Raw genomic sequence first — 18,716 nt, 5'->3', positions numbered from 1 at the left:
AGCTGACGTCAGCGTCACTTTCTATTTCATGGCGCGACACCCCTTCTGGTAACAAACGCTCGTAAACCCGCGCCGATATGCCAATCGGCGGATTTGGCATGCCGCCTGCAATGTGATGGTCATACACGCCGCTTGCCGTAGCGACTCGCGCGGCGGCGGTTTCGGGTTTCGAGGAGGAGTCACGAATGACCGATTACGCTGGTCTGGTATCGGCGGCGGGCGCCATGCAGCGCCGCCAGATGTACGCCGATCCTGCCGTCTACGAGCAGGAGCTGGAGCGCATCTTTGGCCGCTGCTGGCTGTTTCTGGTTCATGAGTCGCAGATCCCGCAGCCGGGCGACTTCTTTCGCACCTTCATGGGTGAGGACGACGTGCTGGTGGTGCGCCAGAAGGACCGCTCGATCAAGGCCTTCCTGAACACCTGCACGCACCGCGGCAACCGCCTGTGCCGGGCCGACCGCGGCAACGCCAAGGCCTTTGCCTGCAATTACCACGGCTGGGCCTTCGGCACCGACGGCGCACTGGTCAACGTGCCGCTGGAGAAGGACGCCTACTTCAGCGAAATCGACAAATCCCGCTTCGGTCTGGTCGAGGTCGATCAGGTCGCCTCCTACAAGGGCCTGGTGTTTGGCTGTTTCGACAGAAACGCGCCCAGCCTGGCCGACTATCTGGGGGACATGAAGTGGTACCTGGACGTCTGGCTCGATGCTCAGCCCGGCGGCTCGGCGCTGATCGGTGAGACGCAGAAAGTCGAGCTGATGACCAATTGGAAGCTGCCGGTCGAGAACGTCTGCGGCGACGGCTATCACCTCGGCTGGGCCCACGCCGGTGCCATGAAGGCCGTGCAGAGCATGGATTTTTCGGGCTTCACGGTCGGCAACGCCAGCGTGGAGCTGGAAGGCGGCCTGTCGATTGCAGGCCTGAACGGCCACTCAGTACTGGCCACGGTGGACGGCGTATCCGGCTACAGCTTTTACCCGGACAACGCCGGCATCCTGCGCTACCTGGAACAGAACCGGCCGACCGCCATCGAGCGCCTGGGCCGCCTGCGTGGCGAAAAGCTGTGGGGCTCGCAGCTGAACCTGACCGTGTTCCCCAATTTGCAGTTCCTGCCGGGCCTGAACTGGCTGCGCGTCTACCACCCCAAGGGGCCCGGACGCATCGAGCAGTGGACCTGGGCCATGGTCGAGAACGCCATGCCGGCCGACATCAAGCAGCGCATTCTGGACAACCAGCTGCTCACCTTCGGCCCGGCCGGCCTGTTCGACAACGACGACGGCGACAACCTGGCCGCCTGCACCGAGCAGTCCCGCGGCTGGCGCACCCGTCAGTTGGACGTTCACACCAACATGGCGCAGGGCCGCAGCGGTGCGCGTCCCGGCCTGCCGGGCGACATCGCCGTCGGTGTGGTCAGCGAGCACAACCAGCGCTACTTCTACCGCCGCTGGCAGGAGCACATGGCGGCCGCCGACTGGCGCGCGGTGCCCCAGTACAACCTCAATTCCCTGCAGGATGCGAAGGACCTGGCCCATGTCGGCTGAAACGCACGCCCTGCTGTCCATCGACCAGCACCTGGCGCTGACGCAGACGCTGTACCGCGAAGCCCGCCTGCTGGACGAGGAACGCTTTGCCGACTGGCTGGACCTGCTGGCCGATGACGTGCATTACCGGATGCCGCTGACGGCACGCCGCTTTCGGGCCGACCGCAGCGCCGCCCTGGCCGGGGGGGCCGGCTACGTGTTCGACGACGACAAGGGCCGCCTTGGTCTGCGCGTGCAGCGCCTGGAATCGGGCCTGGTGTGGGCCGAGGACCCGCGCAACCGGGTACGGCGCATCGTCAGCAACGTCGAGATTTATCGGGCGCAAACCGACGGCGAGGCCACGGTCCATTCCGTGATCGAGGTGCACCGCAGCCGCATGGACGCCCAGCAGCGGCGCCTGACCGCCGCTCGTACCGACCTGTGGCGCCTGGAAGGAGGCGGCTGGCGCCTGGTGAGGCGGCTGATCGGCTTTGACCACCCGGTGGTGATCGACAGCAATCTGAACGTGTTTTTCTAACGACGAGGAGGAGGCGCCCATGAGACCCCACGAGCAGGCACAGCCGCCGCAGGACTATTTCCGTTATGTGAACGTCGACGCCGGCTGGGTCGACCGGCGCATCTTCTGGGACGAGGCCATCTACGAGCGTGAGCTGGAGGCCATCTTCGCGCGCTGCTGGCAGTTCGTGGCGCACGACTCGCAGCTGCCCAACAGTGGCGATTTCGTGACCACCTACATCGGCGAGGACGGCGTGATCGTGTCCCGCCACGCCGACGGCAAGGTATACGTGTACCTGAACGCATGCACGCACCGCGGCAACAAGATCTGCTTTGCCGACGAGGGCAACGCGCGCCGCTTCACCTGCAACTACCACGGCTGGGCCTTCAGCACGGCCGGCGAACTGACCGGCCTGCCCAGCGAGCGCGAAGCCTACGACGCCGGCGACATCGACAAGGCCGCCTGGGGGCCGCGCCAGGCGCGGGTCGAAACCTACAAGGGCATGATCTTCGCCACCTTCGACCCGCAGGCGCCCGGTCTGGAGGAGTACCTCGGCGACTACCGCTGGTACCTGGACGCGTTCCTGGACAACGACGAGGGCGGCATCGAGTTCCTGCCCGGCACCATCAAGTCCTACGCCAACGCCAACTGGAAGTTCGGCGTCGAGAACTTCATCGGCGACGCCTACCACGCCTGGTGGACGCACGACGCGGGTGGTCGCGCCATGATGGGTGGGCCGTTCCCGGCCTACGACCCGAAAGACACCTATCACGCCAGCGTCAACGGCCACGGCTGGGAGTTCGCGCTCGAAGGATTCGGCGACATCGCCATCCTCGGTTCGCAGGAAGTCACCGACTACTACGCGGCGCTCAAGCCGAAGATCGCGCAGCGCCTTGGCGAACTGCGCGCGCGCCTGTTCGGCTCGCTGGCCTCGGCCGCCATGTTCCCGAACATGACCTTCCTGCCCGGCATCCACACCTTTCGCATGTGGCTGCCGCGCGGCCCGCGCAAGCTTGAGCTGCGCATCTGGACCGTCGTGAACAAGAACGCCCCGAGTCCGTGAAGCAGGCCATCAACATCGGCTGCAACTTGACCTTCAACCCCGCCGGCACGCTGGAGATGGACGACGGCGAGAACTGGGAGGGCAACACCCGCACCAACCGCGGCTGGGTCAGCCGGCACGAGAAGCTGCACTACGGCTGCGGCAAGAGCCGCCAGATCGAGCACCCGGAACTGCCGGGCATCGTCCACGAGGGCCAGTTCAACGACGCCAACCAGCGCCTGTTCTACCAGCGCTGGGCGGACCTCATGAACGCCAAATCCTGGTCCGACGTGCCGCAGCGTTACGCGCCGCGCTACGCCGGCCGGCCCACCGCCTGACCCGGAGACCGCCCATGAACGCAATCGCCAGGGACGTGCAGGCGGCCGCGCAGCCGCCCTCATTGGAGCTGATCAGCGAAGTCCAGCAGTTCTACTACCGCGAAGCGCGCCTGAAGGACCGCCAGGACTACCGCGCCTGGCTGGCGCTGCTGGCGCCCGACATCCACTACTGGATGCCGGCCCGCGTGCAGCGCTACCAGCGGGACGAGCGCGCGCCGTCCGTGCTGCACAGCGCCTACTACAACGACCATCTCGAGCATCTGGAAAAGCGCATCGCGCGCCTGGAAACCGGCACCTGCTGGACCGAAGACCCGGCCACGCGCACCGCGCACCTGGTGCACAACGTGGAGGTCGAGCACACGGATGATCCGGACCAATACCGCGTGCATTCCATCTCAGTCGTGTACCGCAACATGAACGAGGACGAGGAGCACACGCTCTACTGCCTGCGCGAGGACCTGCTGCGGCGTGTGGACGGGCAACTGCGCATCGCCCGGCGTCTGCTGACCGCGCAGCAAAACATCTTCATGAGCAAGAGCCTGAACGTATTTCCCTGAGAGGCACCCGCCGTGACCGATTACCTGCGTTATTACCTGTGCTCCCTGGTGGTGCTGGCCGGCGTGGCGGGCTTTGTGCTGGGCGGCTGGTGGATGTGGGCCGGCGTGGGCACGTTCTTCGTGCTGGCCGGGCTAGACGCCGTGTCGCGGCCGGATCATTCCCTGCGTCGCTTTCGGTACCCGCGCCTGGCGGATGCCCCGCTGTACCTTCACTGCGTGCTGATGATGGCGCTGTATGCCGCCTTTGCCTGGCGGATGCAGGCCGGGCTTGGCGTTCAGGGCACCGTGCCGACGGTGCTGGTGCTGGCCGGCGCGGTCGCCTCGCTGGTGTGGCTGAATGCGGTTCCGAACGTGCCGGTGGCGCACGAGCTCATGCACCGCAAGGACTGGCTCTCGCGCGGCCTGGCCAAATTCATCAGCGCCATATTTGCCGATGCCCACCGCGACATTCCGCACCTGTACACGCACCACATCCATTTCGATACCGAAGCGGACGCCGACTACGCCCCGCGTGGCACCAGCGTGTATCCGTTCATGTGGCGCTGCACCAAACGCAATTTCGAGGAACTGCTGGTCGCCACCCGCAAGCGGCGCGATGTCACCGGCGCCGGGCTGTGGTCGCCGCGCAATTTTTTATTCTGGGAATTCGCGTTGCTGCTGTCGATCCCGCTGGCGGTGGGCCTGTACGGCGGCCCGCTGGCCGGCGCGCTGACCTTGCTGGCGCAGATCAGCAGCAAGTTCTTCCTGGAGGCGCTCAACTACATCCAGCACTACGGCCTGGTGCGCGTGCCCGGTTCACCGACCCGGCTGCACCACACCTGGAACCACCTGACCTGGATCGACCGCACCATCGGCTACGAGATCACCACCCACGTCGATCACCACATCGACCCCGACCTGCGCTTCGACCAGCTGGTGCCACACCCGGATGCGCCGCAGATGCCTAACCTGTTCGTGTGCGCGGTCAGCGCCTTCATCCCGCCGCTGTGGTTCGCGCGCATTGCCAAGCCGCTGCTCAAGGACTGGGATTTGCGCTTCGCCAGCCCCCAGGAGCAGCAGATTGCCCGAGAGGCCAACCGCAAGGCCGGGTGGCCGGATTGGCTCGATGAGGTGGAAGCAGCGCCTGCCGCCGCAATGGCCGGCGCCTGACAGGCCCCGCGCGTACCGGAAGTCTCACCGGTCCCGCTGCAAATCCCGCCGTGGCGTGCGCTGAACAGGAACATTCGGCGCCCGGGCCTTTTCGCCCTGAGCACTAAACGCGGCCAGCATCCGGCCGCCCTGTGTTGCCGCGCCGCAGGCTCAGTGAGCCTGGCGATTTTTCGCGTTCAGCGCGCTGGACGAGCCCATCACCCAGTCGGTCCAGGCGATACCCAGCGCCGACAGAATGAAAACCACGTGGATGATGGTCTGCCACATGATCGCGCCCTCGGTGAGGGCGGTGCATCGCACACCGGCGGCAGCCGTCGCGCACAGCGGCAGGGCGCCCAGCGTGCCGGCTTCGATGAAGGTCTTGAGCAGATGAATCGACGAAATGCCGATGATCGCCAGCGCCAGCTTCACCTTCAGCACCGTGGCATTGACGTGCGAGAGCCATTCGGGTTGATCCTGGTGGCCCTCGATGCCCAGTCGCGACACAAAGGTCTCGTAGCCGCCCACGATCACCATGATCAGCAGGTTGGAAATCATCACCACGTCGATCAGCCCGAGCACGATCAGCATGATTTCCTGCTCGCTCAGCGAAACGGCGCCGTGGATCAGATGCCACAACTCCTTCAGAAACAGCACCACGTACACGCCCTGCGCGGCAATCAGGCCCAGATACAGCGGCAATTGCAGCCAGCGTGAGGAAAAAATCAGCGCCGGCAACGGCTTGATCTTGATGGGTGGCGTCGACGTCATGAAGCAACTGCCTAAAGTGTGGGGCGGGCCGGGGGCGCGCAAAGGGCGCCGATGGTAGCCGGCCAGGGTGGTTGCGGCAAAGACGCTGGGCGCTCAGACCGACCGCACGCTGCAGCCGTGGCGTCAAACAGCCTCGTCCTCGAAATGGTCGCTGTCGATCTTCGGGATCCTGAGCGTGCGCGAGGTGATGCCGACCTCGTGGTCGATCATCAGGCCGGCCAGGCGCGCGCCATCGATCAGCACGATGCCTTCGACACCACGGTGCAGAATGTCCTGGAATGCCGGGTTGGCGGAATTGTTGCTAGCCGTATCGTTGATAAACGCGTCGTCATTCAGGTTAGACGCCTCCGTGGCGGCAGGGGTTGTGGAACCGGTGGACGACACCACCGGTCAGACATTTCGTCTCGGTTAACGGCGGTCTGCCCGGCCGGACTGTTGCCAGCGCCGTATCAGGCCGGACCGGCACCGCCGCATGCCAGCAACGCCCCCAAAAGACGCTGCAATCGGGTTAGCCCATGCTTGCGATGCTTCTGAAACTGACCGCCCTGCTCGGCGGCACGGTGCTGCTGTTGCTCGGCGTAGGTCTGCTGAACACGCTGCTGCCGCTGCGCGGCGCGCTGGAAGGTTTCGATGACACCACGCTCGGCCTGTTCGGTTCGAGTTATTTCGGCGGTTTCCTGGTCGGTACCTATTTGTGTCCGCAGCTGGTGGCGCGCATCGGCCATGTGCGGGCATTCGCCTTTTTCACCGCCGCGGTTGCCGCCTGTGCGCTGGGACATGTGCTGCTCATCTACGCACCGCTGTGGATCGCCCTGCGCGTCATCACCGGCATGGCGCTGGTCGGCCTGTACATCACCATCGAGAGCTGGCTCAACGGCCAGGCCGAACCGGCGCAGCGCGGCAAGGTATTCGCGGCATACATGGTGTGCAACCTCGGCGCGCTGGCATTCGGCCAACAGTTGCTGACGCTCGGTTCGCCGGCCGGCTTCGTTCTGTTCGCACTGGCGGCGATTTTCGTTTGCGTGTCGGCCATGCCGGTGATGGTGACGCGCCTGGCGCCGCCCGGTGTGCCGGCGTTCAAGGCCATGTCGCCGCGCACGTGCTGGCGGGCCGCGCCGGTGGCGGCTGCCGCCGCGCTGCTGTCGGGGCTGGCGATGGGCGGCTTCTGGGGCATGGCCGCCGTATATGTGCGCCGGCTCGGCGCCGACCCGACACTGGTGGCCGACTTCATGACCACCGCCATCGTAGGGGGCATGACGCTGCAATGGCCGATCGGTCATTTCTCGGACGGCGGTGACCGGCGGCGCACCCTGCTGTGGGTGGCCGGCGCGACAGCCGTGGCGGCCGTGGCTCTGCTGCTGGCCGGGGCGCATCCGGTGCTGTTGCTGGTGGCGGCATTCCTGTTCGGTGGCGCGGCGTTTTCGGTCTATCCGATCGCCGTCGCGCATCTGATCGACCACCTGCACGCCGAGCAGATTCTGGCCGGCAATGCGGCGCTGCTGCTGGTGCACGGCGCCGGCGCGGCGCTCGGCCCGCTGCTGGTCGGTGCTGCCATGTCGCTGCTCGGAGCGGCCGCGTTGCCACTGCATTTTCTGCTCATGCATGTGCTGCTGGCGGCCTTTGCGCTGTGGCAAATCCGCCAGCGGGTGGACCGCATCGTCGATGCGCCGGCGCACTTCGTGCCACTGGTGCGCACCTCGCAGGAGGCGCTGGAAATGCTGGCAGCCGATCAGCCGGCCGGCCCGGAGTCGGGGCACGACGCCGGCGCGCCGGTATCCTGAGCGAAGCGATCCACTCCCCAATCTGGCAAATATCCGAATGACTGACGACACCAACGCCGCCTTGGCCGGCGCCGACATCAAGCTGCGCCTGCGCAATCTCGTGGCGGATGACTACCCGGCCATCAAGAAGATCATGGACCGGGTCTACCCGGGCATGGGCGGCGCCTGGCCGCGCAAGAAGTACCAGGCCATGCTCAAGACCTTTCCGGAGGGGCAGATCTGCATCGAGGACAACGGCGTGGCGGTGGCGGCGGCGTTCTCGGTGATCGTCGACTACGACAAGTTCGGCGACGAACACACCTACGACGAGATCACCGGCAACGCCTACCTGACCACGCACGACCCGAACGGCGACGTGCTGTACGGCGTTGACGTGTTCGTCGACCCGGACTACCGCAACCTGCGTCTGGGCCGGCGCCTGTACGAGGCGCGCAAGGAGCTGTGCAAGAACCTGAACCTGCGCGCCATCATCGCCGGCGGGCGCATCCCCAACTACCGCGACCAAGCCGAGCACATGACGCCGCAGGAGTACATCGAGGCGGTGCGCCGGCGCGAGGTCTATGACCCGATCCTGAGCTTCCAGCTGGCCAACGATTTCGAGGTCAAGCGGGTGCTCAAGGGCTACCTGCCGGAGGACAAGGAATCGCAGGGCTACGCCACGCTGCTGGAGTGGTTCAACATCTACTACGAGCCGAAGGACTCGAAGCTGTTCGGCGCGCGCAAGACGGTGGCGCGCATCGGCTGCGTGCAGTGGCAGATGCGCGAGATGCACAGCGTCGAGGGACTGGTCAAGCAGGTCGAGTATTTCGTCGACGCGCTGTCGGACTACCGCTGCGACATCGCCCTGTTTCCGGAGTTCTTCAACGCGCCGCTGATGGGCCTGGCCGAGCACCGCAACCCGGCCGAGGCGATCCGCTTCCTGGCCCAGTTCACGCCACGCATCCGCGACGACATCCAGCGCCTGGCGGTCAGCTACAACATCAACATCATCGCCGGCTCGATGCCGCTGCTCGAGGATGGCGAGCTGTACAACGTGGCCTACCTGTGCCGCCGCGATGGCTCCGTCGACACCCAGTACAAGCTGCACCCGACGCCGCACGAGAAGCGTGACTGGGCCATGGAAGGCGGCAACCGGCTGACCGCGTTCGACACCGACTTCGGGCGCATCGGCGTGCTGATCTGCTACGACGTGGAGTTCCCGGAACTGGCGCGCCTGCTCGGCGACCAGGAGATGCAGATCCTGTTCGTGCCGTTCTGGACCGACACCAAGAACGGCTATCTGCGGGTGCGCCGCTGCGCCCAGGCACGGGCCATCGAGAACGAGTGCTACGTCGCCATCGGCGGCAGCATCGGCAACCTGCCCCAGGTGGACAGCGTGGACATCCAGTACAGCCAGACGGCGGTGTTCTCGCCGTCGGACTTCTCCTTCCCGCACGACGCCATCATGGCCGAGACCACGCCCAATACCGAGATGACGCTGATCGTCGACGTCGATCTGGACAAGCTGCAGATGCTGCAGAACGAGGGCTCGGTGCGCAATTACCTGGACCGCCGCCGCGACCTGTACCGGGTGCAGTGGCTGGGGGAGGGCTAGTGTCTTGTCCCGTCAATACGTGGTCTCATGCAAAAGGCCCACGCGCCCGCCTTATGACGCCCAACGCGTTATCGCAGCCCTGTGCCGCTCGGACGCGTGCGCTCCCCGTCACGGTCGGGCGTCCAGACCAAGCTGATTGGCCAGACATTGGGCCACCCGTCGGAATACCGCGGGGGCCACAGTACCCAACCTGGACGCGTCCGTCGCTTCGATGGTGGCGATTTTCGCGGCCCGGATCACGGACGGCACCGGTAGGCCGGCTGCCGCAAGATTGCCCACCGGCACGTCGCCCGGCCATCCCCGGTTCTGAGCGCTGGTGATCATGACCACCCACAGCAGTCCGTGGGCCTCTTCGAGGCTGCCGGCCGACACCACCAGTGCTGGCCTGGACTGCCGGGTGGAGCGGTCCGTGTACGGAAACGGCACCTTGATGACGTCGCCCTGCCTAAAGGTCGGCATAAGCCTTCGCGTCCGCTTCGGTGCTCCACTCCTGAAACGTGCGGAATGGATCGTCAGCCCTGTCGCTGGTTTTGGCCTTGGTAAGAATCACGCGCTGATCATCAATCTCGTAGACCAATTCGTCGCCTGGCTCCAGGTGCAGGGCAACACGAACGGGTTGCGGGATGGTCGTCTGCGCTTTGCTGGTCAGTTTGCTGCTGATCATGAGCGGGCTCCCGATACGAAGGTTTTCCCATGGTAAGGATTTTCCTTTCACGCCTCAACGGCGGGTGACGCCCGTCCGCGTACGGCCGGTGGTCGGGTCATCAAGTTCAAACGTCCCGCGTGTGGCGGGACTCCCCAGCGCGCGTCTCCTTCTGCAACGGCGTGCGCGCCCTGTCTGCCCACCATCGGGCGACGGGGCGAGAAGGTCATTGCTCCACGAATCGCGTCCGCCGCCATTCCCTTGATCGGTGTGCCTTGCCTCGGCCAGAGGGGCTTCCTGACGCCTTGCCGTCGCGCGAGCCGTGAGGAGGCCCCTTGGGCCGAGGGTATTCCGGCCGGTGCCCGCCGGCGAAACATCGGGCTCCCTTTGTGTGTGGATGCATGCCAGAGGTTTCCGGCCCCAGCCACGAAACGGGCCGGGTGCGATTGCTGACGCAGCGAACGGCTTTGACGACGGCCTGTGCTGACGCAGCCCACAGGTGGTTTTCCTTCCTCTCCAGCCGAAGGCCCGCGTGGCCTTCGGCGATTCGTCAATTCACTGATGCACCTCTGTGTTCCGGGATGCCCTTGCGAGGGCACATCACAGTGACATTCGACGTCCAAGCAACACGGCGCTCGAAGGACACAGGCTTGCGGCCTGCCGTGTGGCAAGGATGGCCGCCGGTGCGGCGCTGCGCTCGATTGGCCTGAAGCCCGCCCGCTCGAAGAACGGCGCAGCCGTCGTGGTCAGCAACCAGGCGTCGCGCCCGCCCTCGTCGAAGGCACGGCGCAACAGCAGTGCGAGCATTCCGCCGCCGATGCCGCGATGGCGTGCGTGTGGCAGCACCACCAGGGAGCGCACGAGCACGTCCCGGCCCATGCGCTCGAAGCCGCCGTAGCCCACGCACTCGCCGGACACCGTGGCATAGGCGAAGAAGCTGCGCCCTGGTTCGGCCAGGTCGTCCGTGGGAAGCACGGCCTCTTGCAAAGCCAGGGCGAGGTCCAGGTCGCTGCCGGCGATCGGCGTATCCACCAGCAGCGGCGTGCCATCCTCCTTGCGGATCTCGCCCGCCGGTCGTTGCGGCAGCAGTTCGATCACCATGTCCGAGGGGCGGCACAGGCGCACGCCCGAGCGCGACACCACGATGGGCCGATTGATGAGGATCGGGTACGCCAGCATCTGATCGATCAACTGGTCGTCGCTCCAATGCGCGGCATCCAGGCCCAGTTCCTTGTAGGGCGTGCCCTTGATGCGCAACACATCCCGCACGCCCATGCCCATCCGCGCGATCAGCGCCTTCAAGGTCTCGCGGTCGGGCGGCGTCTTCAGGTACTCGATGACCGTGGGCTCGATGCCGCTGGCGCGGATCAGCGCTAGCGTGTTGCGCGACGTGCCGCAGGTCGGGTTGTGGTAGATCGTGACGGTACTCATGCCGGATACCTCGCTGCGTTGCGCGGGGCCTGTTCGTACCAGCGAAGCGTAGCCTGGATGTAGCGTAGCGGAATCCGGGATGATCGGGTTGCTGACCCCAGCCCGGACAGAGTGCAATAGGCGCTGCGCATTGCGCTCCCTCCCCAGTATTCCCAGGGCGCACACGATTGCGCACGCTCCCCGAGCTGGCCCGGACCTGTTCATGCCAGCATCTCCACCAGCACCGGATGCCACAACGCAAGGTCGATGCTGCCCACGCGGCCGCCGAGCCGGCGTTTGTCGATGGCGCGAAGCTGGTCGAGCAGGATGCGCGCCTGCTTGCCGCCGAATTCCACCGTGGGACGGCAGCCGAGCGGGTGTGCCTTGCTGGTCAGTGGCGCCACGATGACGCGCGGCAGGGCGGCGTTCATGTCGTCGGGCGAGATCACCAGGCCGGGTCGAGTCTTGCGGATTTCGATGCCGACGGTCGGGTCGAGGTTGACCCAATAGACCTCGCCGCGCCTCACCACACCCATTCGTCATCCCCTTCGTCCGGCCGGAGGGTGGCGAAGGCGTCTTCGTCCGCGGCAACCGGCGCGGCAAACCAGCCCTCGCGCACGGGGCGGACCGGCTCGATGACCAGACGGCCGTTTTCGTGTTTCAGCTCGATGCGCAAGCCCACCGTGAGGCCAAGCTCGGACAGCATCGGCGCCGGCAGCCGGACCACGGCGCTGTTGCCCCATTTTTTGATTTCGGTTTGCATGGCGCGTCGCCCGTGGCGAGGGAGCACAGCCTCATTGCAGCTACTCGAAGGCGGATTGGCGCCTGGCAGCAGCACCGATGCCGCATGAAAGACCAGGTCCCTGCCCTCACTCCGCCGGCGGCAGCCCATACCCCAGCATGCGCCGCCGCTTGATGTCCTCGTAGAAGGTTTCGATGCCTTCCTCGCGCAGGCAGTGGCCGAGCGTCGAGCGCGGGATGCCACCCAGCACGTGGCGGCCGTCGGCCACCAGCGCCGGAATGCGCAGGATGCCGTAGCGGGCGGCACGCTCGATGTCGTCCGCCAGCAGCGTGCGGGCATGCTCGCCGAACACGTCGTGCAGCCAGCGCTCGCCGTCCAGGCCGATGTCCTCGGCGCACTCGCGCAGCACGGCGTAGTCGGCGATGTTGCGGCACTCGGTCAGGTGCGCACGCTGCACGCGATCGAAAAAGTCCCAGTGCGCGCGCTGGCCGCCCTGCATTTCGGCTGCCTTGGCGCCCAGCTGGTTCGGCAGCGAGTAGGGGTAGTCGAAATCGCGCGTCATCATCAGCTCGCAGTCGATGCGCGGGTCCGGCTCGAAGGCACGCGCGTCGGCCCAGTGCACCATCACCACGTCGCGCTTGGCCTCGCGCTTGTCGGCATAGAGCTGGCGGTTGAACAGCATCGGCGACACCGCCAGCGGAAAGCAGCGCTGCACCATCTGCACGTCCGGGTGCTCGGCGGCGAACGCGCGCAGGCGCTCGGAGGCCTTGTAGCACCAGGCCGAAAGGCAGTCGTGAAAGAACTCGATGACGATCGGGTGGCTGTCGGTCATGGCGGCGCTCCTCGTTGTCGTGGTGGCTTGCAGTGTCGCGCCGGTGGGTGCGGCGCTCAACACCTTCGCAGTCCGTGCGCATTCATCCCGGTCGCACTGGGTGCCCAACGAGTATCGAACAACGCCGATTCACAACGCCTACGGGCCACGATCGAATCGGGCTTCGATGTCCATCGACGAGTGCAACACACGCAAAACGTCGATGCCATCTGCAAGCGGGACGTAAAAAATGACGTAGCGCCCGAACGGAAAGCTGCGCACGTCAACGGCTATTTCGCCGCGCTCGCGGCCCATCAGGGGTTGTCGCGCCAGCAGGCCGAACTGCTGGTCGAGGTCATCGATCCACCGGTCAGCGGCCGCGGGCTTGTCCTGGGCGATGTGCCGCCAGATGTCGGCAATATCCGCCGCCGCCTGGCGGCGACGCAGGATCCGGCTCATTCGTCTGGGGTCTTACCGGCGGCAAGTTGCCGCTTCAGGGCCTGCGCATCCCATGGCTCGGCGGGGCCGCTGTCCAGTCCCCGCTGGATTTCTGCGCGCAACTGATCGAGGCGCAGGGTGCGCATCTGATCCTGCTCCTCCAGCAGCCGCAGCGCGTCGCGCACCACCTCGCTGGCCGAGTTGTACAAGCCTGAGGCGACCTTGCTGCGCACCCAATCTTCCAGGTGCGGCGTGAGGTTGACGTTCATGCCCATGGCGGATGTGTCCTGCGATCGGTTCCAGATGGCTCAAAAATATCAATCATTGGCAAAGATGGACAGGTCTTTCGCGGGGACATCCCGTTGCCCCGGCCGCAGGCGCTCAAGCGCCTTGACCGCCCGGTCGGCGGGCGGAATGATGGCCACCGGCCCGCCGCTACACGGATGCTCCGGCTCGCCCCACCGTACCGACTACAAACATACCGGCGAGGAGAACCCCCATGAATCACGACCTTCTGATCCGCGGCGGCAGCGTCGTCGACGGCACCGGCGCCCCGGCCCGGCACGCCGATGTGGCGATCCAGGGCGACCGCATCGTTGCCGTCGGCAGCGAACTTGGCGGCGCCCGCGAGACGCTCGACGCCAGCGGCCTGGTGGTGTCGCCCGGCTTCATCGACCCGCACACGCATTACGACGCGCAGTGGTGCTGGGATCCGGTGCTGACCAGCAGCGCCTGGCACGGCGTGACCTCGGTGGTGATGGGCAACTGCGGGGTCGGCATTGCGCCGTGCCGACCGGCGGCGCGCGAGATGGCGATGATGGACCTGGTGAACGTGGAGGCCATGCCGGCCGAGGTGCTGCGCAGTGGCATCCGCTGGCAGTGGGAGACCTTTCCGCAGTTCATGGACGCCGTGACCGGCGGCGGCATCGGCCTCAATGCCGGTTTCCTGCTGCCGCTGGCGGCGCTGCGCCATTACGCGATGGGCGAGCAGTCCGGCGAGCGCGGCGCGAATGCGGCCGAGATCCGCGTGATGGCCGATCACCTGCGCGCCGCCATGGACGCCGGGGCGCTGGGCTTCAGCACCACCGTGCTGGCGCAGCACATCGGCCACGGCGGCAAACCGCTGGCCGCCCGCCTGGCCAGCCGCGACGAGCTCAAGGCCCTGTGCAACGTGCTGCGCGATCTTCGCCGCGGCACCATCCAGATCGCCATGGGCGGCGTCGGCGGCGCGCTGAGCGCCGAGCAGCAGGACTTGCTGCGCTTCCTGCTGGAGGAAAGCCAGCGCCCGCTGACCTGGACCTTCCTGTTGGTGCCGGTCGGCAATCCCGAGCGCGCCCTGCAGACACTGGAGGAAACCGACTGGCTGACGCGCATGGGCGCCGTGCCGCAGGTGTCGTGCCGGCCGTTTCTGACGCAGCTGGAGATGACCAACCCGTTCATCTTTGCCGACCGCAAGACCTTCGCGCCGCTGTTCAACACCGACAACGCCCGGCTGGCGGCGGCTTACCGCGACCGCCATTTCCGCGACACGCTGCGCGCCGAACTGGCGCAGCCGGGGGCTTTTTCGAGCGACTGGACGCGGCTCGAACTGCAGCAGGTCAACGCCCCGGCCTTGAACGCGCTGGTCGGCCGCACGGTGGCCGACATCGCCGCCGAGCGCGGCGCCGATGGGCTGGACACGTTCCTGGACATCGCGCTGGAAGACGAGCTCGGCGCGCGCTTTCTGTACACGATCTCGAACATCGATCTGGACGTGGTGGCCAGGCTCATCAATGACCCGCGCACGCTGATCGGCGCCTCCGACGGCGGCGCGCACGTGGACCAGATCTGCGATGTCGGCTACGCCACCTGGCTGCTGGGCACCTGGGTGCGCGAGCGCAAGGCCATGAGTCTGGAGTACGCCGTGCAGCGCCTGACCGGCGACCCGGCGCGGGTGTTCGGCATCGCCGACCGTGGGCGCATCGCGACCGGGCTGAAGGCAGACATCGCCGTGTTCGACCCGGCCACGGTTGGCTCGGACCGCCTGGCGCGGGCGGTGTTCGACCTGCCCGGCGGGCGGCGGCGGCTGGTGTCGGACGCGCGCGGCATCGCCGCCACGGTCGTCAACGGCCAGCTGCTGATGCGCAACGGCGACGTCAGCGCCACGCGTGCCGGCGCACACCTGCAGGCGGCCTGAGGCTTGTTTGCCCTTGGCATGATCGAGACGCTGGCGCTGGCGGCGCTGGCGGTGGCGGTCGGCCAGGGACTGCGGCGCTGGGTGCCGGTGCTGGCGCGCTACGACCTGCCGGCGCCGGTGCTGGGCGGGCTGCTGGTGGCGGTCATCGTCAGCCTGCTGCGCCGGGACGGGCAGGATCTGGTGCGCTTCGACACCACGCTGCAGGCGCCGCTGATGATCGCCTTTTTCACCACCATCGGCTTTGGCGCCAGCCTGCGCCTGCTGCGGGTGGGCGGCGTGCAGGTGGCGTGGTTCCTGGCCATCGCCACCGTCGCCGCGCTGCTGCAGAACCTGCTCGGGGCGAGCCTGGCGCTGGCGATGGGTCTGCCGCCGCTGCTGGGCGTGCTGGCCGGTTCGGTCACGCTCACCGGTGGCCCGGCGACGGGCCTGGCGTTCGCGCCGCTGTTCGAGCAGGCCGGCGTCAGCGGCGCCACGGTGGTGGCGATCACGGCCGCCATGAGCGGCATCGTCATGGGCGGCCTGTTCGGTGGCCCGGTGGCCGGGCGCATCATCGCCCGCCGGGGGCTGCACTCGACCGGCGCGCGTGCGGTGCCCGCGGCGGTGCCCGCATCCCCGGAACACGCGACCGACACCGCCGCGCCGCTGCTGCGCACGATGATCCTGATCCTGCTGGCGATGTGGGTCGGCGGCTATCTGGCGGGCGGTTTCACCGCGCTGGGCGTCACCCTGCCGGCCTACATCGGCGCCATGCTGGCGGCGGCCGTGCTGCGCAACATCGGGGACCATCAGCCGCTGTTGCACGTGCCGGTACAGGCTATGGAGGATCTGGGCGCAGTGGCGCTGTCGCTGTTCATCGCCATGGCGCTGATGACGCTGCGGCTGTGGGAGCTGGTCGATCTGGCGCTGCCGCTGCTGGCGCTGCTGGTGGCGCAGGCGGCGCTGCTGGTGCTGCTGTGCCAGTGGGTGTTTCGGCTGATGGGGCGGGATTTCGACGCCGCCGTGATGGCCGGCGGTTTCTACGGCTTCATGATGGGCACCACCGCCAACGCGGTGGCCAACATGCAGGCTCTGACCGACCGCTACGGCCCGGCGCCGCGGGCCTTTCTGGTGGTGCCGCTGGTGGGCGCGTTCTTCATCGACTTCGTGAACGCGCTGCTGATTACGGCGTTCCTGAACCTATTGGGTTGATTCCCGACCCATCGCCTGCCCGCACTCGCGGCAAAAGCGGCCGTGTACGTGGGTCGCCTGCCCGCAGTGTGGGCAGGGCACGAATTGCCCGAAGCCGCAGGCCGGGCAAAAGGCGCTGTCCGGCGGCAGCGCCAGGCCGCAATCCTGACACTGGCCGCGGGCGATGCGCCGGGCGAGCAGCTTGTCGCGCGCGAACAACTTGTTCTGTACCACGTAGATCAGCGCCAGACTGGCGGCGACGGCCATCGCAATCGCCAGGTAGTTCCACAGTGCGACGAGGTGCGCCGATTCCAGCAGCGTCATCAACTGGCGCAAAAAGTGCCGCGGCAGGACGTCGTAGACCAGTTGCAGCAGCTTGCACAGCACCGGAATGAACGCCACCACCAGCAGGTGCGCGGACACCAGTGTCTGCACCGCCCGGCCGCGGCGGATGCTGGCGGCGTTCCAGGCATAGAAAAGCCCCAGCAGCGGCGCCAGGAACAGCAGCTCCCAGCCCAGGCGTCGCACCGGGTACCAGGTTTCGAGCTGCAGCAGATCGGCGCGCAGGCGCTCGCGGTCGGCGGCCTGCACGGCGTCGATGCGCTGCCACAGCGCCTGTACGGGGGCCTCGCGCCCGATGGCGGCTTCGAGCTGCGTCAGGCGGCCGGTCGCCTCGTCGAGCGCGCCGGTCTTGGCCGCCAGCTCGCGGCCCAGCGTGTCGGCGCGCGTCGGCGCCTCGGCCCCGGCTATCTTCTCCAGCAACGCCGTGTCGTAGCTGCCCTTCAGGCGCTCGATCTGCGTGCGCAGGTCGGTACTTTGGCGACGCAGCGCACGTGCATCGTCGAATCGCTTGGCCAGTGCGCCGTCCGCCAGCACGGCATCGACCGCCCCGACCACGGGCGCACACACCGGATGCGGGCTTGCGCGGGACGCCTGTGCCTGCCAGACGGATGCCGCCGTGTGCGCGTTCACCACCTCGCCGAGCTGCTCCAATCGCCCGGCGGGCGTCCATTGCCGGTCGAGCACGATGTCGCGACAGCGAGCCGGCACCGTCTCGTCCGGCTGCGTGAGCTGCGCGGTGTGCCGGGCCAGGCCGTCGAAGATCGAACTGAGCACGAACGCATCGAGCAGCAGCACGATGGTCAGCGCCGCGCGGCTGAGCGGTTGGCGGTTCAGTTGCGTCAGATGGGCGCGGACTGTGCCCAGGCTGCGTGCGAACGTCATCGAAGGCTTCCTCCGCGCTGATCAGGCCGGCGCCAGTGTGCCACCGGCGCCGGCGCCCTTCAGGGCAGGTCGATGGCGTACTCCATGATCAGCGGCGCATGGTCCGAGAAGCGCTCGTCCTTGTGGATGCGCGCACCGAGCACCGTGTCCCGCAGGCCGGGCGAGACGATCTGGTAGTCGATCCGCCAGCCTACGTTCCTGGCCCAGGCCTGGCCGCGGTTGGACCACCAGGTGTATTGCTCGGCCTCCTGGTTGACGACGCGAAACGCGTCCACCCAGCCGATGTCGCCGAACAGCACATCGAGCCAGGCGCGCTCCTCGGGCAGGAAGCCGGAGTTTTTCTGGTTGCCGCGCCAGTTCTTGATGTCGATGTTCCGGTGGGCGATGTTGATGTCGCCGCAGATGATCCACTCGCGCCCGTCGGCCAGCATCTGCTTCAGGTGCGGCGTCAGGCGCTCCATGACGCCGAATTTGATCTGCTGGCGTGCCTCGCTGCTGGAGCCCGACGGCAGGTACAGCGACACCACGCTCAGCTTCCCGTAATCGACCTGCAACCAGCGCCCCTCGGCGTCGAAGTCCGGCCAGCCCAGGCCCTCGACCACCCGGTCCGGGGCGCGTCGGGTGTATATGGCAACACCGCTGTAGCCGGGCTTCGTGGCATGGTGGAAAAAGCTCTGGCAAAGGTGCGGCGCCCGCATTTCCTCGGTCAATTGCGGGTGCTGGACCCGGGTTTCCTGCAGGCACACCAGGTCGGCCTGCTCGCGCGCCAGAAAGTCCGCCAGGCCCTTGCGCCAGGCCGAACGAATGCCGTTCACGTTCAGGGTGATGATTTTCAGGGGCATGTGTGTTTGGCCTGG

At 67.0% G+C, this 18,716-nt stretch carries 20 protein-coding genes and 1 pseudogene; 9 read left to right on the top strand and 12 right to left on the bottom strand.

What is annotated here, in order from left to right:
* Positions 1 to 185 precede the first annotated feature (185 nt).
* The 5 genes and pseudogenes from PG2T_RS10635 to PG2T_RS10615 all read left to right on the top strand — a co-directional run bounded on the left by PG2T_RS10635 (position 186) and on the right by PG2T_RS10615 (position 5,123).
* Positions 186 to 1,541, top strand: a complete 1,356-nt coding sequence (locus tag PG2T_RS10635; RefSeq protein ID WP_068805077.1) for an aromatic ring-hydroxylating dioxygenase subunit alpha — start codon at positions 186 to 188, stop codon at positions 1,539 to 1,541.
* On the top strand, positions 1,531 to 2,058 hold the full coding sequence (locus PG2T_RS10630; RefSeq protein ID WP_068805074.1) for an aromatic-ring-hydroxylating dioxygenase subunit beta: 528 nt from the start codon (positions 1,531 to 1,533) through the stop codon (positions 2,056 to 2,058). Before PG2T_RS10635 ends, PG2T_RS10630 begins: the two co-directional genes overlap by 11 nt.
* A 19-nt stretch (positions 2,059 to 2,077) precedes the next feature.
* Positions 2,078 to 3,417 (top strand): annotated as a pseudogene (locus tag PG2T_RS10625) (aromatic ring-hydroxylating oxygenase subunit alpha).
* A 14-nt stretch (positions 3,418 to 3,431) separates the two neighbouring features.
* Positions 3,432 to 3,974, top strand: a complete 543-nt coding sequence (locus PG2T_RS10620; protein WP_068805072.1) for a 3-phenylpropionate/cinnamic acid dioxygenase subunit beta — start codon at positions 3,432 to 3,434, stop codon at positions 3,972 to 3,974.
* Positions 3,975 to 3,986: 12 nt separating this feature from the next.
* The gene (locus PG2T_RS10615; RefSeq protein WP_068805066.1) at positions 3,987 to 5,123 is read left to right on the top strand and encodes an alkane 1-monooxygenase; all 1,137 of its coding nucleotides are present in this window, start codon (positions 3,987 to 3,989) and stop codon (positions 5,121 to 5,123) included.
* Between the two features lie 150 nt (positions 5,124 to 5,273).
* Here PG2T_RS10615 and PG2T_RS10610 read toward each other — a convergent pair whose 3' ends face one another.
* Both PG2T_RS10610 and PG2T_RS10605 read right to left on the bottom strand, forming a co-directional pair.
* A complete protein-coding gene (locus tag PG2T_RS10610) occupies positions 5,274 to 5,873 on the bottom strand; it encodes a TIGR00645 family protein (protein WP_068805063.1) in 600 nt (199 codons plus the stop codon).
* Between the two features lie 123 nt (positions 5,874 to 5,996).
* Entirely contained in the window at positions 5,997 to 6,260 is a 264-nt protein-coding gene (locus tag PG2T_RS10605) for a hypothetical protein (RefSeq protein WP_068805060.1), read from the bottom strand.
* 128 nt (positions 6,261 to 6,388) lie between these two features.
* On the opposite strand from PG2T_RS10605, the gene PG2T_RS10600 reads away from it, so the two are divergent.
* Both PG2T_RS10600 and PG2T_RS10595 read left to right on the top strand, forming a co-directional pair.
* Positions 6,389 to 7,654: an MFS transporter gene (locus PG2T_RS10600; RefSeq protein ID WP_068805057.1), complete on the top strand. Its 1,266-nt coding sequence runs from the start codon at positions 6,389 to 6,391 to the stop codon at positions 7,652 to 7,654.
* A gap of 37 nt (positions 7,655 to 7,691) precedes the next feature.
* Positions 7,692 to 9,248 (top strand): carbon-nitrogen hydrolase family protein, encoded by a 1,557-nt coding sequence (locus tag PG2T_RS10595; protein WP_068805054.1) that lies wholly within the window; start codon positions 7,692 to 7,694, stop codon positions 9,246 to 9,248.
* Positions 9,249 to 9,356: 108 nt separating this feature from the next.
* On the opposite strand, the gene PG2T_RS10590 is transcribed toward PG2T_RS10595, so the two are convergent.
* The 8 genes from PG2T_RS10590 to PG2T_RS10555 form a co-directional block, all read right to left on the bottom strand.
* Positions 9,357 to 9,707, bottom strand: coding sequence for a type II toxin-antitoxin system PemK/MazF family toxin (locus PG2T_RS10590; RefSeq protein WP_068805051.1), 351 nt, complete (start codon positions 9,705 to 9,707; stop codon positions 9,357 to 9,359).
* Positions 9,694 to 9,912, bottom strand: coding sequence for an AbrB/MazE/SpoVT family DNA-binding domain-containing protein (locus PG2T_RS16830; protein WP_068805048.1), 219 nt, complete (start codon positions 9,910 to 9,912; stop codon positions 9,694 to 9,696). Before PG2T_RS16830 ends, PG2T_RS10590 begins: the two co-directional genes overlap by 14 nt.
* Before the next feature lie 579 nt (positions 9,913 to 10,491).
* Positions 10,492 to 11,322: an arsenic resistance N-acetyltransferase ArsN2 gene (gene arsN2 / locus PG2T_RS17030; protein WP_075968172.1), complete on the bottom strand. Its 831-nt coding sequence runs from the start codon at positions 11,320 to 11,322 to the stop codon at positions 10,492 to 10,494.
* 200 nt (positions 11,323 to 11,522) lie between these two features.
* Positions 11,523 to 11,837, bottom strand: coding sequence for a type II toxin-antitoxin system PemK/MazF family toxin (locus tag PG2T_RS10575; protein ID WP_068805044.1), 315 nt, complete (start codon positions 11,835 to 11,837; stop codon positions 11,523 to 11,525).
* On the bottom strand, positions 11,825 to 12,064 hold the full coding sequence (locus tag PG2T_RS10570; RefSeq protein ID WP_068805041.1) for an AbrB/MazE/SpoVT family DNA-binding domain-containing protein: 240 nt from the start codon (positions 12,062 to 12,064) through the stop codon (positions 11,825 to 11,827). The genes PG2T_RS10575 and PG2T_RS10570 overlap by 13 nt, the downstream gene beginning before the upstream one ends.
* A 106-nt stretch (positions 12,065 to 12,170) precedes the next feature.
* On the bottom strand, positions 12,171 to 12,875 hold the full coding sequence (locus PG2T_RS10565) for a DsbA family oxidoreductase (protein WP_068805039.1): 705 nt from the start codon (positions 12,873 to 12,875) through the stop codon (positions 12,171 to 12,173).
* A 138-nt stretch (positions 12,876 to 13,013) separates the two neighbouring features.
* The gene (locus PG2T_RS10560; protein ID WP_068805036.1) at positions 13,014 to 13,313 is read right to left on the bottom strand and encodes a type II toxin-antitoxin system RelE/ParE family toxin; all 300 of its coding nucleotides are present in this window, start codon (positions 13,311 to 13,313) and stop codon (positions 13,014 to 13,016) included.
* On the bottom strand, positions 13,310 to 13,567 hold the full coding sequence (locus PG2T_RS10555) for a type II toxin-antitoxin system ParD family antitoxin (RefSeq protein WP_068805034.1): 258 nt from the start codon (positions 13,565 to 13,567) through the stop codon (positions 13,310 to 13,312). Before PG2T_RS10555 ends, PG2T_RS10560 begins: the two co-directional genes overlap by 4 nt.
* A 224-nt stretch (positions 13,568 to 13,791) precedes the next feature.
* Here PG2T_RS10555 and PG2T_RS10550 point away from each other — a divergent pair, with 224 nt between their 5' ends.
* Both PG2T_RS10550 and gltS read left to right on the top strand, forming a co-directional pair.
* Positions 13,792 to 15,468, top strand: a complete 1,677-nt coding sequence (locus PG2T_RS10550; protein ID WP_068805032.1) for an N-acyl-D-amino-acid deacylase family protein — start codon at positions 13,792 to 13,794, stop codon at positions 15,466 to 15,468.
* A gap of 3 nt (positions 15,469 to 15,471) precedes the next feature.
* A complete protein-coding gene (gltS, locus tag PG2T_RS10545) occupies positions 15,472 to 16,656 on the top strand; it encodes a sodium/glutamate symporter (RefSeq protein WP_236953243.1) in 1,185 nt (394 codons plus the stop codon).
* On the opposite strand, the gene PG2T_RS10540 is transcribed toward gltS, so the two are convergent.
* A complete protein-coding gene (locus PG2T_RS10540; RefSeq protein ID WP_068805030.1) occupies positions 16,645 to 17,859 on the bottom strand; it encodes a zinc ribbon domain-containing protein in 1,215 nt (404 codons plus the stop codon). The two genes, gltS and PG2T_RS10540, sit on opposite strands and share 12 nt — an antisense overlap.
* A 59-nt stretch (positions 17,860 to 17,918) precedes the next feature.
* A complete protein-coding gene (locus tag PG2T_RS10535) occupies positions 17,919 to 18,701 on the bottom strand; it encodes an exodeoxyribonuclease III (protein WP_068805029.1) in 783 nt (260 codons plus the stop codon).
* Positions 18,702 to 18,716 lie beyond the last annotated feature (15 nt).

This window comes from Immundisolibacter cernigliae (assembly GCF_001697225.1).
GTDB lineage: Bacteria > Pseudomonadota > Gammaproteobacteria > Immundisolibacterales > Immundisolibacteraceae > Immundisolibacter > Immundisolibacter cernigliae.
Note: the sequence above shows the minus strand (reverse complement) of the source record. Positions and strands in the feature narration are given on the sequence as shown.

Coding starts and splice junctions, on each gene's coding strand:
- PG2T_RS10635 (WP_068805077.1), top strand. CDS start 186: ATGACCGATTACGCTGGTCTGGTATCGGCGGCGGGCGCCATGCAGCGC.
- PG2T_RS10630 (WP_068805074.1), top strand. CDS start 1,531: ATGTCGGCTGAAACGCACGCCCTGCTGTCCATCGACCAGCACCTGGCG.
- PG2T_RS10620 (WP_068805072.1), top strand. CDS start 3,432: ATGAACGCAATCGCCAGGGACGTGCAGGCGGCCGCGCAGCCGCCCTCA.
- PG2T_RS10610 (WP_068805063.1), bottom strand. CDS start 5,873: ATGACGTCGACGCCACCCATCAAGATCAAGCCGTTGCCGGCGCTGATT.
- PG2T_RS10600 (WP_068805057.1), top strand. CDS start 6,389: ATGCTTGCGATGCTTCTGAAACTGACCGCCCTGCTCGGCGGCACGGTG.
- PG2T_RS10595 (WP_068805054.1), top strand. CDS start 7,692: ATGACTGACGACACCAACGCCGCCTTGGCCGGCGCCGACATCAAGCTG.
- PG2T_RS10590 (WP_068805051.1), bottom strand. CDS start 9,707: ATGCCGACCTTTAGGCAGGGCGACGTCATCAAGGTGCCGTTTCCGTAC.
- PG2T_RS16830 (WP_068805048.1), bottom strand. CDS start 9,912: ATGATCAGCAGCAAACTGACCAGCAAAGCGCAGACGACCATCCCGCAA.
- arsN2 (WP_075968172.1), bottom strand. CDS start 11,322: ATGAGTACCGTCACGATCTACCACAACCCGACCTGCGGCACGTCGCGC.
- PG2T_RS10575 (WP_068805044.1), bottom strand. CDS start 11,837: ATGGGTGTGGTGAGGCGCGGCGAGGTCTATTGGGTCAACCTCGACCCG.
- PG2T_RS10570 (WP_068805041.1), bottom strand. CDS start 12,064: ATGCAAACCGAAATCAAAAAATGGGGCAACAGCGCCGTGGTCCGGCTG.
- PG2T_RS10565 (WP_068805039.1), bottom strand. CDS start 12,875: ATGACCGACAGCCACCCGATCGTCATCGAGTTCTTTCACGACTGCCTT.
- PG2T_RS10560 (WP_068805036.1), bottom strand. CDS start 13,313: ATGAGCCGGATCCTGCGTCGCCGCCAGGCGGCGGCGGATATTGCCGAC.
- PG2T_RS10555 (WP_068805034.1), bottom strand. CDS start 13,567: ATGGGCATGAACGTCAACCTCACGCCGCACCTGGAAGATTGGGTGCGC.
- PG2T_RS10550 (WP_068805032.1), top strand. CDS start 13,792: ATGAATCACGACCTTCTGATCCGCGGCGGCAGCGTCGTCGACGGCACC.
- PG2T_RS10540 (WP_068805030.1), bottom strand. CDS start 17,859: ATGACGTTCGCACGCAGCCTGGGCACAGTCCGCGCCCATCTGACGCAA.
- PG2T_RS10535 (WP_068805029.1), bottom strand. CDS start 18,701: ATGCCCCTGAAAATCATCACCCTGAACGTGAACGGCATTCGTTCGGCC.